The 14,609-nt window shown below is 64.9% G+C and carries 14 protein-coding genes; 3 read left to right on the plus strand and 11 right to left on the minus strand.

Annotated features, from left to right (window positions below):
- Positions 1-16 precede the first annotated feature (16 nt).
- Both ACZ2GY_RS10505 and clpS read right to left on the minus strand, forming a co-directional pair.
- Entirely contained in the window at positions 17-583 is a 567-nt protein-coding gene (locus tag ACZ2GY_RS10505) for a DUF2017 domain-containing protein (protein ID WP_056548123.1), read from the minus strand.
- 9 nt (positions 584-592) lie between these two features.
- The gene (gene clpS, locus ACZ2GY_RS10510; RefSeq protein WP_471671834.1) at positions 593-922 is read right to left on the minus strand and encodes an ATP-dependent Clp protease adapter ClpS; all 330 of its coding nucleotides are present in this window, start codon (positions 920-922) and stop codon (positions 593-595) included.
- Positions 923-1,049: 127 nt separating this feature from the next.
- Between clpS and ACZ2GY_RS10515 the strand changes: the two genes are divergently transcribed.
- The gene (locus ACZ2GY_RS10515) at positions 1,050-2,315 is read left to right on the plus strand and encodes a nicotinate phosphoribosyltransferase (protein ID WP_235563267.1); all 1,266 of its coding nucleotides are present in this window, start codon (positions 1,050-1,052) and stop codon (positions 2,313-2,315) included.
- Complete coding sequence (locus ACZ2GY_RS10520; protein WP_471671835.1) at positions 2,312-2,935, plus strand: nicotinamidase; 624 nt, start codon at positions 2,312-2,314, stop codon at positions 2,933-2,935. The genes ACZ2GY_RS10515 and ACZ2GY_RS10520 overlap by 4 nt, the downstream gene beginning before the upstream one ends.
- Before the next feature lie 63 nt (positions 2,936-2,998).
- On the opposite strand, the gene ACZ2GY_RS10525 is transcribed toward ACZ2GY_RS10520, so the two are convergent.
- From ACZ2GY_RS10525 to ACZ2GY_RS10555, 7 genes are all read right to left on the minus strand, one after another.
- Complete coding sequence (locus ACZ2GY_RS10525; protein ID WP_471671836.1) at positions 2,999-4,777, minus strand: DEAD/DEAH box helicase; 1,779 nt, start codon at positions 4,775-4,777, stop codon at positions 2,999-3,001.
- The gene (locus ACZ2GY_RS10530; RefSeq protein ID WP_471671837.1) at positions 4,774-6,222 is read right to left on the minus strand and encodes an MFS transporter; all 1,449 of its coding nucleotides are present in this window, start codon (positions 6,220-6,222) and stop codon (positions 4,774-4,776) included. Before ACZ2GY_RS10530 ends, ACZ2GY_RS10525 begins: the two co-directional genes overlap by 4 nt.
- 63 nt (positions 6,223-6,285) lie before the next feature.
- Entirely contained in the window at positions 6,286-6,582 is a 297-nt protein-coding gene (locus ACZ2GY_RS10535) for a DUF3039 domain-containing protein (protein WP_277358596.1), read from the minus strand.
- A 39-nt stretch (positions 6,583-6,621) separates the two neighbouring features.
- Positions 6,622-8,193 (minus strand): ABC transporter permease family protein, encoded by a 1,572-nt coding sequence (locus tag ACZ2GY_RS10540; protein ID WP_471671838.1) that lies wholly within the window; start codon positions 8,191-8,193, stop codon positions 6,622-6,624.
- Positions 8,175-9,008: an ABC transporter ATP-binding protein gene (locus ACZ2GY_RS10545; protein WP_277358598.1), complete on the minus strand. Its 834-nt coding sequence runs from the start codon at positions 9,006-9,008 to the stop codon at positions 8,175-8,177. Before ACZ2GY_RS10545 ends, ACZ2GY_RS10540 begins: the two co-directional genes overlap by 19 nt.
- 84 nt (positions 9,009-9,092) lie before the next feature.
- Positions 9,093-10,091, minus strand: coding sequence for a co-chaperone YbbN (locus ACZ2GY_RS10550; protein ID WP_471671839.1), 999 nt, complete (start codon positions 10,089-10,091; stop codon positions 9,093-9,095).
- A 62-nt stretch (positions 10,092-10,153) separates the two neighbouring features.
- The gene (locus ACZ2GY_RS10555) at positions 10,154-11,884 is read right to left on the minus strand and encodes a DUF8094 domain-containing protein (protein WP_471671840.1); all 1,731 of its coding nucleotides are present in this window, start codon (positions 11,882-11,884) and stop codon (positions 10,154-10,156) included.
- A 241-nt stretch (positions 11,885-12,125) separates the two neighbouring features.
- Between ACZ2GY_RS10555 and ACZ2GY_RS10560 the strand changes: the two genes are divergently transcribed.
- Entirely contained in the window at positions 12,126-13,445 is a 1,320-nt protein-coding gene (locus tag ACZ2GY_RS10560; protein ID WP_471671841.1) for an AI-2E family transporter, read from the plus strand.
- 24 nt (positions 13,446-13,469) lie between these two features.
- Here the strand turns inward: ACZ2GY_RS10560 and ACZ2GY_RS10565 are convergent, their stop codons facing one another.
- Both ACZ2GY_RS10565 and ACZ2GY_RS10570 read right to left on the minus strand, forming a co-directional pair.
- Positions 13,470-14,258, minus strand: coding sequence for an alpha/beta hydrolase (locus ACZ2GY_RS10565; protein WP_277358601.1), 789 nt, complete (start codon positions 14,256-14,258; stop codon positions 13,470-13,472).
- Positions 14,259-14,272: 14 nt separating this feature from the next.
- Positions 14,273-14,593 (minus strand): hypothetical protein, encoded by a 321-nt coding sequence (locus ACZ2GY_RS10570; protein ID WP_277358602.1) that lies wholly within the window; start codon positions 14,591-14,593, stop codon positions 14,273-14,275.
- Between the last annotated feature and the right edge of the window lie 16 nt (positions 14,594-14,609).

Genomic DNA, 14,609 nt, shown 5'->3' on the forward strand with positions numbered 1-14,609 from the left:
GCCTTCACCAGGACGGTCAATCGGAGGGCCCTGCCGATGACAGAAGAGCCTGCATCAGCCCCTCCTGCACCCACGTGACGAAGTTGTAGACCAGGGCAAGGTAGGACTCAAGATCCTCGGCATCCTCAAGGTCGGCGATCCCGTGCAGCCGGGCTGCATCCTCGTCTGTCTTGATCTCCAGGCGGTCCGCCAGCACCAGCCGGACATCATTGAGGGCACGGGCCAGCACCTGCGACTGGTCGGGATTCAGAACCATCTGCGGGTTCTCGAGCAGCAGCGCCGCCCCGCGCAGCGCACTGACCTTCTCCTCCCGTAGCGAGCGTTCGGTGAGGCGACGGAATTCCAGCGCGCCGTCGTCGTCGTTCCTTACTGCGTCCGGCAGCAGACGGATCACCGCGCTGTCCTCGGGCTTCACCGCCTCGAGGTCGAGGCCGATCAGCGCCGCCAGCGGATCCTCGTCCTCCCGTTTCTCGGTCTCGAGCAACTGCACGACGTCCGCGAACAGGCGCCGGAGCAGCCGCAGCTCCCCCGGTTCGAATTCACCGGCGATACCGCGCCGCGTTTTGCGAAATGCCCTGGCCACTGCTGCTCCCTACGCGTCCGCTGTCTGGAAAGTAGCCCACAGGCCGTACGAATGCATTGCCACCGTGTCACGCTCCGCCTGTTCGCGCGAACCGGTGGAGACAACCGATCTGCCCTGTTCGTGGACTTCCAGCATGAGGGTCCGCGCTTTCGCCTCGCTGTAACCAAAGTAGGTCTGGAATACGTAGGTCACGTAGCTCATCAGGTTCACCGGGTCATTCCACACGATGACCACCCACGGAACGGCGGTGTCGGCTGCCAGATCTTCTTCCGTCTCCTCAAGCTGGTGGGTTTCGGGAATTACGCCAACACTCATGGTCTCCATTGTAGATTGGCGCATGGTTCTGCCTGCGCTGCGCTCTTCGAGCCACCCGGAGCGCGAACGGGGCTAGAGTTTTCCTGTGAGCCCACATCGAACCTGGCAGCACCCCAATTCCGCGCTCTACACGGACCACTACGAGCTGACAATGCTGCAGGCCTCCCTCCACTCGGGGGCCGCGCATCGCAGATCGGTCTTTGAAGTCTTCACCCGGAGGCTGCCCGAGGGCCGCCGCTACGGTGTCGTGGCAGGAACCGGGCGCCTGTTGGAGGGCCTGGCGCACTTTCGCTTCGGGCAGGAGCAACTGGACGCTCTCCGCGCTGCCGGAGTCGTCGATGACACTACATTGGCCTGGCTGGCCGATTTCCGCTTCACCGGGAACATTTGGGGGTACGCCGAGGGCGAGGCATACTTCCCCTCCTCCCCCATCCTCATCGTGGAGGGCACGTTCGCTGAGGCCTGCATCCTCGAGACCTATCTGCTCTCGGTACTCAACCATGACAGCGCCATCGCCTCCGCCGCATCCCGTATGACCGGAGCAGCCGGGTCCCGCCCGTGCATTGAGATGGGTTCGCGGCGCACGCAGGAGGAGTCGGCGGTGGCAGCCGCCCGCGCAGCCATCATCGGTGGTTTCGCCACCACCTCCAATCTCGAGGCGGGACGCCGTTACGGCCTGCGCACCGTCGGTACCGCAGCGCACTCCTTCACGCTGCTACACGATTCGGAGCCCGAGGCCTTCGCGGCACAGGTGGCTGCCCTCGGAAAGGGCACGTCACTCCTCGTCGACACGTACGACGTCGAACAGGGCGTCCGTAACGCCGTCGCCGCCGGTGGGCCGGACCTGGGCGCAGTGCGCCTGGATTCCGGTGATCTCGTGGAGCAGGCCCGCTGGGTGCGGCAGCTGCTCGATGACCTGGGGAACCACCAGACGCGCATTGTGGTGACATCGGACCTTGATGAGTACGCGATCGGGCTGCTCGCCTCCGCTCCCGTAGACAGCTACGGTGTGGGCACGTCCCTCGTCACCGGCTCGGGCGCACCGACCGCCGGCATGGTGTACAAGCTGGTCAGCCGGACCGACGACGACGGCGCTTTCGTCTCCGTGGCGAAGGCGGCCAAGAACAAAACGTCAGTAGGCGGCCGCAAGTATGCGCTGCGACGCCTCAATGAGTCCGGCAGGGCGGTCGCCGAAGTCCTTGGCATCGGCAGCCACCCTTACGACGACGGCAATGACCGCACGCTGCTGCACCAGTTCGTGGCAGACGGCGAGGTGCTCCCCGGGTGGACAGGACCGGAGGGCGTGCAGCGCGCCGTCGAACGCCACCGCCAGTCCATGACGGAGCTGCCCGGCTCCGTGATGCGACTGCAGCGCGGTGAGCCTGCCATTCCGACCGAATACGAGGAGTCCACATGACACGCGCACTGATCATCGTCGACGTACAGAACGATTTCTGTGAGGGCGGCTCGCTTGCCGTAGAGGGCGGTGCGGGCGTGGCCCAGGCACTCAGCGACTACATCGACGCGCAAAGTTTCCACTACGACTACATCGTTGCCACCCAGGACTGGCATATCGATCCTGGTTCGCACTTCTCCGATCAGCCTGACTTCGTGGACTCATGGCCTGTGCACTGCGTTGCAGACCAGCCCGGCGCACAGTTCCATCCCGATCTGGACACCGAGAGCCTTGACGCCGTCTTCCGCAAGGGTCAGTACGAGGCGGCGTACTCGGGGTTCGAAGGCGTCCTTGCGCCTGAAGACCAGGTACCTACCGGCGAGCGGAAGATGGATGCAGCCGTCCCGGCCGCCGCGGATGACGCCGTCTCACTGGACGACTGGCTGCGCGAGAACGAGGTGGACGAAGTGGCGGTCGCCGGTCTGGCCGCGGACTACTGTGTACGGGCCACAGCGCTCGATGCTGTCGTGGCGGGGTACACCACGCGACTCCTCGTGGATTACACACGGCCTGTCCACGCCGAGCGCCTCAGTGAGGTTCTTGCGGAGCTTGAGGACGCCGGGGTCGAGCTTCTCGACTGATACAACCGGTCAGTGCGATTAAGTCAGTGCACGTCGGTCAGTGCACGTCGGTCAGTGTACGTCTCACGTGCGGCCGATGAACCAGTCCTGCAGCTTCTTGAGCCGCCGCTGCAGCTGTTCCTCGTTTGCCTGCGCCACGGCCGGGCCTCCGCACGCCTTGCGGAGTTCCGAGTGCACCACCCCGTGGGGCATTCCGGAACGAGCGGACCACGCCGAGACATTCTTGGCGAGCTGACCGCGCAGCTCTGTGAGCTGGCGGTGGTCCATCACCTCGGGGACCGCGGGCTCGTGCGCGGCAACGGGGCGCCGTCGTCGTGATTGCTGCTCCTGTTGGCGCTGCCGCAGCAGGACGCCCACCTGATCCGCATCGAGCAGGCCCGGGATGCCGAGGAAGTCCAGTTCCTCCTCGCTGCCCATCTCGCCGCCGGTGCCGAACTCTCCGCCGTCGAACAGCACCCGGTCAAACGAAGCCTGGGATTCGAGGGCTTCGAACTTCTGCTTGGTCAGCTCACCGGAGGCTTTCTCCTCACGGTTGGCAGCCTCCATCAGCGCTTCCTCCGGCGCGAAGCCGTCCTCGTTGTTGTCCGGACGGTCCAGTGCGTGATCCCGCTCTACTTCGAGCTGATTTGCCAGCGCCATGAGGTTGGGCACTGACGGCAGGAAAACCGACGCGGTCTCCCCGCGCCGTCGGGCACGGACATACCGGCCGACTGCCTGGGCGAAAAACAGGGGCGTCGCCGTGGAGGTGGCATACACACCCACGGCCAAGCGCGGAACGTCCACGCCTTCGGACACCATGCGGACAGCGACCATCCAGCGCGTCTCACCGGCAGAGAAGTCTTCGATCTTTCCGGACGCCTTGGCATCATCGGACAGAATAACCGTGGGGGATTCGCCCGTGATCTTCTTCAACTGCCCGGCGTAGGCGCGTGCATCATCGTGATCGGTGGCGATCACCAGGCCGCCCGCGTCAGGAACAGCGCGGCGGACCTCTGTGAGGCGTCGGTCGGCCGCCGCCAGCACTGCAGGGATCCACTCGCCGTTGGGATTGAGGGCCGTCCGCCAGGCCTGGGCCGTGATGTCCTTGGTGACGGCCGCCTCACCCAGGGAAGCGGCCATTTCTTCTCCCGCGCTGGTCCGCCAGCGCATCTGTCCGGAGTAGGCCATAAAGATCACCGGACGGACTACGTGGTCCCGCAGCGCGTCACCGTACCCATACGTGTAGTCCGACCGTGAACGGCGGATGCCGTCGGCGTCTTCGGCGTACTCAACAAACGGGATGGCCGCTGTGTCTGAACGGAACGGGGTTCCCGTGAGGGCGAGCCGACGCGTTGCCGGCTCAAATGCCTCGCGGATACCGTCACCCCATGACAGTGCGTCGCCGCCGTGATGAATCTCATCGAGGATGACCAGCGTCTTCGCCGCTTCGGTCTTGGCCCGGTGCAACATGGGCTTGCTTGCGACCTGGGCGTAGGTCACGGCGACGCCGATGAAGCCCTCGCCGTGCCGGCCGTCAGCGTTGCGGAAGTTCGGGTCGATCGACAGGCCAACCTTGGCGGCGGCGTCAGACCATTGGCGCTTGAGGTGGTCGGTGGGAGCAACAACGACGATTCGGTTTACGACGCGCCGTTCCACCAACTCGGTAGCCACCCGGAGCGCGAACGTGGTTTTACCGGCTCCGGGAGTAGCCACAGCAAGGAAATCCTGTGGTGAGTTGGCGAAGTACTTTGCGAGCGCCTCTTCCTGCCACTGCCGCAACTTGGGTGCAGTGCCCCAGGCAGCGCGTTCCGGGTACGCGGGCGGAAGTGCCGGACCGGCGCCGAACAGTGCGTTATTGCTCACTCTTGGGACGGCACCTTTCCTGTGTGGGTTGTTGCTGGGAGGTGCTCCGATTCACCTCGCGCAGCCCTCAACCCGGCCACTATACCGACTACCGCGAACACGCACAGAGCCAGCCAGATTGCAACAAACACCGGTATCTGGCCCGGCGCTTCCGGGTCCCTCAGGAGCGCGAAAAGGCCGCCTGCGCCGGCTGTTCCGACTACTCCGCCAAGCTGGTCGGAGAGCTGCAGAGCCGCCGAGTTGCGGCCCTGCTCCTGCGGTGCAGAGAGCTTCAGGACAAGCACCGATGTGCTGGACAACGTAAGCCCCATGGCAAAGCCGGCAGCGCTCCACACCAAAACGAGCACCCAGAAGGGCACCTCGGCAGCTACGGCCAGCGCAAGGCCGCCGATACACACGGACAGCAGCGAGGCACCGATCACGAGCAGCCATTGACGGCGGAAACTCACCTTGGCCTGCACGAAGGAGCCCGCGCTCCAGCCGATCGCCGCAGCGCTCAACGCCAGACCCGCGGTGGAGGCGCTGAGGCCTCGAGCGGAGACCAACATCAGTGGAACAAACGCCTCCGCGCCGAAGAAGGCGACGGTCATCAGCCCGCGGGTTGCGATGACGCTCGGAAGACCCGGTGCCAGCCGGACCGTGCCGGCCGGCAGCAAGCGGGGGAAGGAAACGGCCGCGGCCGCCAGCCCCGCGACGCCCAACATCACCAGGAGCCAGGCAGCAACAGGATCGGCGAATCCGTCAGAGGCGATTTTGGTCAGTGCGAACTGCGCCGCAAAAACGCCGCCCGCCAGCAGTAATCCAGTTCCCGCATTCCTGCGTGCAGCCCTGTCCAGCGGCTCCGGCGAACCTGCCACTTTGAGCCGTTCTGTCCGCGGCCAGACCAGGAGGAATGCTGCAACGATGACAGGCGCCACACCAAGGAAGACCCAACGCCAGCTCGCCTGCTCTGCGAGGACACCGGCAACGTACGGTCCGATCAGCGAAGGGACGACCCACGCCGCCGCAAGCCAGCCGAAGACCACCGGCTGCATCCGCTGCGGATAAGCCTTGGCAATGATCACGTAGACGGCAACGATCATGAAGCCGCCGCCAAGGCCCGACACTGCGCGTCCGGCAGTCATGATCCAGAATGCCGGCGCGCTCCCGGACACCGCCAGACCGGCGATCATGAGGCCCATGCCGACGGCAAGTGCAGGGCGGGGTCCACGCCGGTCGCACCAGATCCCGCCCAGGACGCTGCCGAGCAGCGAGGCGGTCAGATACATGGAGAACGCGAGTCCGTAACTGGATGCGCCGTTCAGTTCCGCTGCGACGGAGGGCATCGCCGTCACCACCGCCATGGCCTCGAAAGCGGCACAAGTGATGATGGCGATGACCCCGATTGTCAGGGGCCGCAGTGATGCCGACATCGCCCCGCTGCGCAGAGCCTGAGGGTGTGACATGGATTCCTCACGAGCATGCGAACGTCCGCCGGGATATGCCCGGCGGACGGATGGGAAAGGTGGCTAGGACTTGTCCCCTGGCCGCATCGAGTTATAAATTTCCTTGCATTCGGGGCACACCGGGAACTTCTCAGGATCCCTGCCCGGGGTCCAGACCTTGCCGCACAGTGCAATCACGGGTTCGCCGGAGAGAGCGGATTCCATGATTTTCTCTTTGCGTACGTAGTGGGCGAACCGTTCACGATCGCCGGGCTCAACTTCTTCACGCAGTTCTTCGCGTTCGATTGTGGCTGTGGACGTGCCGGAGTCCCCCGGCGCTCCGTGCGGGCTGTCGTCAAACGGGTCTGCAGGCATACTCATTCTTCCATTCTACTGCGCGGCACCCGGCACCCGCCCGGCCTACTTGTTGACGCTGACAGCCTGTAACAATTCCGGTCCGCGTTTGTCATACCAGGCTCCCCCAAGGCGGACACCTCCGATTAGCACTGCCGTCCCGAGCACCACTCCGGCGAGTAGTGTCAACCATCGGAGCACTGCGGCCCCAGTGACAAGATAGGCGATTGCGAGTGCGATTTCCGGCAGCAAAAGCACCATCAGGACCACCCAGCCGATCGCCTGGATGGCCAGCATCGAGAATCCCGTGCCGGGCGGTGTCTTGAACGGGCTTTCTCCCGGAAGCGGAACATTGTAGGTATAACGTGCCGAGAGAACGCTGGAGAAGCCGGCTCCCGTCAGCAGCGCTCCCAGGCTCAGCCCGAGCATCATGGGAAGATCCGCGAGCGATTCGCTCAACCAGAGCGGAACGATGGTGAAAACCAGCACCACGGGCAGTGCGAAAACCATCAGGGCGAGCACCCGGCCCGCGCGGTCGGCCGTGCCGCTGATTCCCGCCGAAAGGTGTAGCCAGAACGCCGTGTTGTCATATGAGATGTCAGCCGAAATGGACCAGGCGAGCAGGAACGCTGTGATGGGGCCCAGATAGTTGAGCAGGGACAGGTCACCGGAATCTCGGCTGATGAACCAGAGCAGAATCGGCAGCAGCGGCACAACGATGACGGATGCCGCATACCGTGGGTCGCGGATCCAGTAGGTGAAGGCCCGCGCTGCCACCGCGCCGGTCGGCGTTCCGGGAAAGCGTGCGAACAGGCCGAGGTTACCCGCCCCTTTACGGGTGACCGCGTTATAGGGCGGCGTAACCAGTGCATGGCTGAGGCTCTTGTGCCAGAGGTAGGCCAACCCGGCGATGGTTCCGATACCGATGCAGAAACGCGCCACCGCAGTCAGCGCATCCCCGGCAGCGAGGTCGGCTGGAACGGCAACGAACACGCCGAGCGGCGTCCACGCGAGGATGTCCGCAAGCTCCCCCGCGAACTCCGGCGAGTTCTGGAAGCCGGCAGTGATCCCGGCGAAGATCGGACCGAGAAGGATCAGCGGAATGATCGCAACCGTCGAACTGAGGTCCTTGAAGCGCCGCGAGGAGGAAAGCGCCGTGCCCGCCGTCGTGATCAGGCGGGAACCAACGATACACAGCAGGACAGCGCAAAGCGCGCAGACTATCGCTGCAACAGCTGCTGCCGGATACCGTATCCAGGTCAGCGCCAGGGTGAGGAACGCAACGAGGGTCACGATCCCGGGGATGCCTATCACCCCGCCCAGGGCGAGGCCGGCCATGAGCTGGCGCATGGGTACTGCAAACGTGACAAACCGGGCCGGGTCAAGCGTCATGTCCACCCCGGAGGCAACGAGAGGAATCACCAGCCAGCCGAGAACGGCGGCGGATCCGCCCAGCACAGCGACGGTCCGCATCAGGTCGAGGTCGAGCGTACCGAGGACGATCAGCCCCGCCACGATCAGTCCGAGCAGACCAAGACCGTAGAGACCACCGAGAACGACGCCGACCAACTGCCAGGTGCTGCGACGAAGGGAATTGCGCAGGAGTAGAAGCTTGAGTTTCAGGAGGTGCGCAACCACGACAACCCCTCCGCGGTGTTCCTGCCTCCGACAAGCTCCACGAACCGGTCCTCCAGGCTCGCGCCGCCGCGCACAGCATCGACCGTCCCCGCCGCCAGCACGGTACCGGAGGCGATAACCGCCACATGGTCACACATCCGCTGAACCAGGTCCATGACGTGACTCGACACGATGACGGTGCCGCCGGAAGCCACGTAAGTAGCAAGGATGTCCCGGATATTGGCCGCTGAGACCGGATCGACGGACTCGAACGGCTCATCGAGCACGAGGAGTCTTGGTGCATGGACAAGTGCCGACGCGAGCGCAATCTTCTTCGTCATGCCTGCCGAGTAGTCCACGACAAGCGTTCCTGCGTCCTGTGCGAGGTCGAGCGCCCGCAGGAGGTCTGCCACTCTTCCAGCGACCTCGTCCCGGTCCATCCCTCGAAGCAGGCCCGCGTAGGTGACCAGCTGTTCACCGGTCAGGCGGTCGAAGAGCCGGACGCCGTCCGGCAGGATGCCCATCAGCCGTTTGGCGTCCAACGGGCTTTCCCACACATCGACGCCATGCACCCATGCCTGCCCGTAGTCAGGGCGCAGCAGTCCCGTAGCCATCGACAACGTTGTGGTCTTACCGGCGCCGTTCGGTCCGACGAGCCCGTAGAAGGAGCCTGCCGGAACATCAAGGTCAATGCCGTTGACTGCAACCTTCTCGCCGAAGCGCTTCGCAAGTCCGCGCAGCACCAGGGCGGGCCTGCCCGCCGACGTCGAGCCACCGGCGGGCGGCTGGAGCGGTTCCTGGGCAGGCGGTGGCTCAGAAGGAGAATGGGAAGTCATACGTCAACGCTAACAACGGCGTCGGCGCTTGTTCGTCATCCGAAAGGACTAAAAACGGACGCACGGCGAGGATGGAGCAGGCGATTAGAACAGCGCCCTCGCCAGTGCGCTCCGCGCCTTGTTCACCCTAGGGTCAGTAGGACCGACGATGTCGAACAACTCAAGGAGGCGAACCCGCGCGGACTCCCGGTCCCCACCGGCACTGCGTGCGATGAAAGTGGTCAGTCGAGCAAACGCATCTTCGACATGTCCGCCCGAGAGGTCAAGATCCGCAACAGCGAGCTGCGCTTCGAGGGAATCGGGAGCCTCCGCGGCTGACGCGCGAACAGCGGTGGCGTCAGCGTCCTGAAGCCGCTGCATGAGCTGCACCTGGGCGAGCCCTGATTTTGCATCGGTGTCGGCCGGCTGCTCGGCAAGCGCCTTGCGATAGGCCGCGGCAGCTGTTGCGTAGTCGCCTGCTTCGATGGCGTCGAACGCTTCCTGATGCAGCGGCGGCAACGGCTCCTCGGCCGGCTCCCCGGTGGAAGTCGGCTCCTCGCCCGGAGAGTCATTGAGCGAACCACTCACGCCATTGGCCTGTGCGACCTTGAGCAGCTCGTCCACGTAGGTTCTGATCTGCGGTTCCGCGAGCGGGCCTTCGAACAGGGGTACGGGCTGCCCCTTGAGGACGCCAACGACCGTGGGGACGCCCTGCACCTGAAAGGCCTGCGCAATCCCCGGCTGCGAATCGAAGTCCGCGCGCGCGAGCAGGATCCTGCCTGCCTGTTCCACTGCAATAGCCTCAAGGGCGTAGAGGACCTGCGCCGAATGTTCGCTCCAGGACGCGCTGATCGCAACGATCACCGGCACCTGCGCAGACAACTGCACCAGCTGCGGGAAAACCTGCTCCGTTACGTCGACGATGTACGGGCTACCGCCTGCCGCTGGATCTGCGGAACCGGGGCCTTCAGCGGCGGGACCGCCCTGGCTTCCGGCCGCTCCGCCAGCCGACTGCGCTCGGGCCTTCAGTGCGGAAAGATCGACGGCGCCGCGCAAATTCATGGACGATGGCGCGGGGCCGCCCGGGATATTCGGAATGCTCATGCTTTCACCTTATTACTGGGGCTGGACCCATGGGCAACTCACGCCCATGGCAATGGCGGTCGTCAACGCAGTTCAGCGGAAAGGAGCTGCTGGGCAGCACCGATCACAGTAATCTTCTTCTCGCTGCCTGCAGCCGGGACGTACATCATCACCGCTTCGCCATACCGGACGTCGATGCCTTCCTCGGTGGACTCCTCGCCGGTGAGCGTCTCATAGACCGTTCCCTCCAGTGCGATCGAGTCGCCGGGGCCTTCCGGAACGCTGCTGTAAGTGTGCTCGAGGTATCCGAATACCATCGCTCCACCGTCACCGGTGGAGATAGCACTGGTGTGCTCGGCAACCGGCTCGTGGGTGAAAGTGATCTCGGCCGAATCATTCCCGGCGTCGGCTACAACGTCGGATTGGAAAGAGGTGATCGCGTCCGCGAAGGAGTTGGGTTCGAACGTCCCCGCGTTGCCGCCGTCCGGACTGGTCAGATAATCGGCGATTGCAGCAACCGCGTCCTGAGGAGAGGCAACGAGGTCCTCTCCGCCGTCGACCGGTATCTCCTGGAGCCCCTCCGGCGATCCCGCCGTAGGGAAGGTCGTGCCCGGCAGCATCTGGATAGAGGAGGTGAGCCTGTAATTGGACCGGGGATCCTCCTGGACAAGCACGAGGGCCTGCGGCACCGGGTTCGACTCCCCCTGCGTCAGCGCGACGACGGTGCGCGGCCAGTCATTTCCTGTGGGGATCATGCTCGCGAGTACCGGATCCGCAGCTACCGGCGTGGGTTCCGGCACATCGTCCGCCTGCGAACGGACGGAGTAGTTTGCGGTTCGCAGAGTTGCGGCGGCACCTGCGACACGCTGCTCAAGCAGCGTAGCGTCCGCGGCAGCGTCAGCCTCTGTCACGGAGGTGGCTACTGTTGCGAGGATCCGGTCCAGCTGGCTCTCGAGGAGAACCGGGTATTGCGTACCCTCTGCTTCCTCGGCCGGCGTTGCTTCCTCGCCCGGCGCTTCCTCGCCCGGCGTTGACTCGCCCGGCGTTGCAGATTCGGATTCCGACGCAGTACCCACGGCCGTACCGGTCAAGCCAAGCGCGGCGGCCAGACCCAGTGCTGCCAACGGACGGACCTGGTGAGCAGAAAAGGCGGTTCCACGGCCTTGGCGGTGCGCCTGCTGGCGTGCGTAGGCGCGGGAGCCGACGGTGGCCGGTTCCCGCCGGGTCTTGCGCGGCTTGATGAAGGCAAGTGCGATCCCGAGAACCAACAGCAGAGCGCCGAGGATGAGTAACGGAACCGCCCAGGGAGTCGCCGTGTCGTTGGGGCTGGTGATTGAGACAGCAGTGGGCGCAGGATTTTCGCCGTCAGCAGCGATCAGGATGGACCACTCACCCTCCCCCGGGTCCAGCCAACGATGGGTCAAAGTACCGTCAGCGGTCTCCTCGCTAGTCCACAGATCAGACCCCGAAGGGTTCGGAACCGACTCTACGCCCTCCGTAAACTCGGTGAGCAGTTGATCCTCTCCTACGCCCGTGACCGTCAGGTGTGCTGCATCCGCCACCCAGGCATCGACGTCGGACGCCCTGCCGACCGCAAGGGTGAACGTGCCCTCCGACTGGACCGTGATGTCCATCTCGCCGTCGTCTGCCTCCTTGGCGCCGGCATCGATCACTGTGACCGGACCGCTGCGAACGTCTGCGGGGACGCCGACCGTTACCGTCTCCGACGGTGCCCACCACGTGAGCTGACCGATACCCAGTACGACGAGCAACGCACCGATCACCATGATCGGAGCAGCAAGAGGAAAGCGCACGCGAGAAACCTAACGTTGGATTGAGTCAAGCCCGAGCATTACCCCGAGAATCGGACCAGATCCCATCGTAACGAAAATGCACCCAGCGGACCCGTCGGCCGCCGACGCCTGCGAGGACCCCCTTGACAACGCGCGGCGCCGCCCAGGAGTTTCCGGCGGAGGGCCCGCCGCTCCTGTTACTGTTTCGCTAGTCATGCATCCGGCGCTGCCCGCGCCACCACGCAAATGAAAGCGGACACACGTGAGTGAACCCGAGGACGTGCCGATCAGCGAGCCGCTGCCTCGCCCGGCGTCATCAGTGAACTCCGCGCCGGAGGCTCCCCGCGTGGAAGAACCTGCACCGCGCGTCGAGGTGCGCCGGCGGGGACTGGGTTTCGCCATGGCACGCCTGCGGCATATGGTGCCGATGGCGCAGCCCCGGCCCAGGTTCGAGTTCCCGCCCGAACGCGGCGAGGATGTCCCGGTGGACGAGTCCGTAGCCATCAGCGACGACCGCCTCAAGTTCGGTGGCCCACCACCGCGATCGATGCGCCAGCATCCAATCCACTTCGGCTTCATGGCCAGTGTGGGCGCGGGGCTTGCGCTGCTGGCCTACTTCATGATCACCAACGTCGGTCAGCTTCTTGTCTGGATCGGCGCAGCGCTCTTCATCGCGCTCGGGCTGGACCCCATCGTTCGTTGGCTCGAAAACCGGAACGTACCCCGCCCCGCCGGCATCACGCTGGCCCTGGTGATGCTTGTCGGCATCATCGTCGGTTTCTTCGCCGTCCTGATCCCGACGATCGTTTCGCAGACCACCCAGCTGGTGGAGCGTGCGCCCGGTTACGCGCGGGAGTTCCTTGCGTCGGACTTCTTCCAGACGATTGACCAGCAGTTCGAGGTACGGGAACGCGTAACCGAGGAGATCAACAGGTTCTTCGCCAACTCCGAGGCAGTCGGCGGCATCTTCGGCGGCGTTCTGGGCGTGGGCACGGTCATCATCAACAGCCTGTTCGGCGTTCTCGTGATTCTGGTGCTCACGCTGTATTTCCTCGCTTCGCTGCCGGCGATGAAGAAATGGGCCTACCGGCTCGCTCCCCGCTCGCGCCGGCCCCGCGTCGAGCGGCTCGCCGAGGAGATCACACGCAGTGTGGGTAACTACGTCATCGGCCAGGCCTGCGTGGCCCTCCTGAACGCGACCTTCGCCTTCATCTTCATGACCATTGCTGATGTTCCATTCTCGGTCCTGCTCGCATTCGTGGTGGCAATGCTGGCCTTCATACCGTTGGTCGGCGCGGTGATTGCCGCCGCCGTCGTCAGTCTGGTGGCACTCACCGTCGGGTGGCAGACCGCTGCGCTGTTCGCAGTGCTGTATGTGGCCTATCTTCAGGTGGAGGCCTACTTCATCTCTCCGCGCATCATGCAGAAGGCGGTGGCGGTACCCGGCGCGATCGCCGTCATCGCGGTGATCGCGGGCGGGAGCCTGCTCGGAGTGCTCGGCGCGCTCATCGCCATTCCGCTCGCGGCCGGTGTGATGCTGCTTCTGAAGGAAGTTTTCATCGCCCGCCAGGACAATCAGTAGCAGCAGGTCCAGCTGCCGAAGGCGCTAGTCAGCCCGTGCCGTGGGTCCGTTCCATTCTGTTGCCAGGGCACCAGGCTTACCGAGTACGACGGCGGCGACCTCCTCCAGTACGCGGCTCACGTACTTCTCCCCCACCCACAGGTGCTTGGCGCCGTCCACCCCGGTTACCCGGGCCTGCGGCACCCGGGCGAAGCGGCTAACCGCCTCCGGCGGCTGAAGGTAGTCGTCGTGCTCGGGAACGAGGACATGCAGGGGCAGCTCCGCTTCCGCCCAGGAGTCGAGATCTGCGTCCGTGGCCCTGTGCAGCGGCGGAGACAGCAGGACGGCGCCCTCGATGTACTCGGCGACCGGCTCCCTCGCCCCATATTTCAGGCACAGCTCTGTGCCGAAGCTCCAGCCGACCAGCCAGACGTTGGTCAGGCCCTCGTTGACGACCCACTGCACCGCAGCCTGCAGGTCATGCTGCTCCAGGCCGCCGCCGTCGAACTCCCCGTCACTGCACCCCCGAGGTGAGCAGGTGCCCCGGGTGTTGAATCTGAGCACCGCGATGTCCGCCAGCGCCGGTAACCGAAATGAGGCCTTCCGGTAGACGTGGGAGTCCATGAAACCGCCTGCTGTCGGCAAGGGATGCAAAGTCACGAGCGTTGCAGCCGGGACCCTACCCACAGGTGCGGCAAACTCGCCCACCAGCGTCTTGCCATCCGCCGTCGTCAGTTCGATATTTCGGCGGTCAGCAGGCAAGACCGTACCCGCCCTGATTTCGGCCGGTTCGGAACTTTCGGAAAACTGGTACGCGGGCTCTGAGCTGGTCACCTGATCCAGTCTACTTACCCCGACCGGCGGGTACGCCAGCACGCCAGATGCCAGTGCCGCCGGTCGGCCAGCGCAGTCTCGGCTCCGAACAGCGAGTCTTCCTGCCACGCCACCAGATGGGCGACGCCGGGTGGAATGTCCCGGTGGCAGCCGGGGCACAGATAGTGCTTGGAAGCGTTCTGTTCGGTGATTCGCCGCACCGACCAGACGCCGTCACGACCGGATTCCCTCGTGGGAATGCCCGCCCTGGCCCGCTCCAGATCGAGCTCCGGCGCCTCGGACCACTTGCGGCGCGGCTGGGCGCGCGACTTCCTCGGCTGGTTCGAACGGGGCATGGATCAAGTCTGCACC

It is taken from the genome of Arthrobacter sp. KKT183, assembly GCF_055657625.1.

Coding starts and splice junctions, on each gene's coding strand:
- ACZ2GY_RS10530 (WP_471671837.1), bottom strand. CDS start 6,222: ATGTCACACCCTCAGGCTCTGCGCAGCGGGGCGATGTCGGCATCACTG.
- ACZ2GY_RS10550 (WP_471671839.1), bottom strand. CDS start 10,091: ATGAGCATTCCGAATATCCCGGGCGGCCCCGCGCCATCGTCCATGAAT.
- clpS (WP_471671834.1), bottom strand. CDS start 922: ATGCGCCAATCTACAATGGAGACCATGAGTGTTGGCGTAATTCCCGAA.
- ACZ2GY_RS10515 (WP_235563267.1), top strand. CDS start 1,050: ATGCTGCAGGCCTCCCTCCACTCGGGGGCCGCGCATCGCAGATCGGTC.
- ACZ2GY_RS10535 (WP_277358596.1), bottom strand. CDS start 6,582: ATGAGTATGCCTGCAGACCCGTTTGACGACAGCCCGCACGGAGCGCCG.
- ACZ2GY_RS10570 (WP_277358602.1), bottom strand. CDS start 14,593: ATGCCCCGTTCGAACCAGCCGAGGAAGTCGCGCGCCCAGCCGCGCCGC.
- ACZ2GY_RS10520 (WP_471671835.1), top strand. CDS start 2,312: ATGACACGCGCACTGATCATCGTCGACGTACAGAACGATTTCTGTGAG.
- ACZ2GY_RS10545 (WP_277358598.1), bottom strand. CDS start 9,008: ATGACTTCCCATTCTCCTTCTGAGCCACCGCCTGCCCAGGAACCGCTC.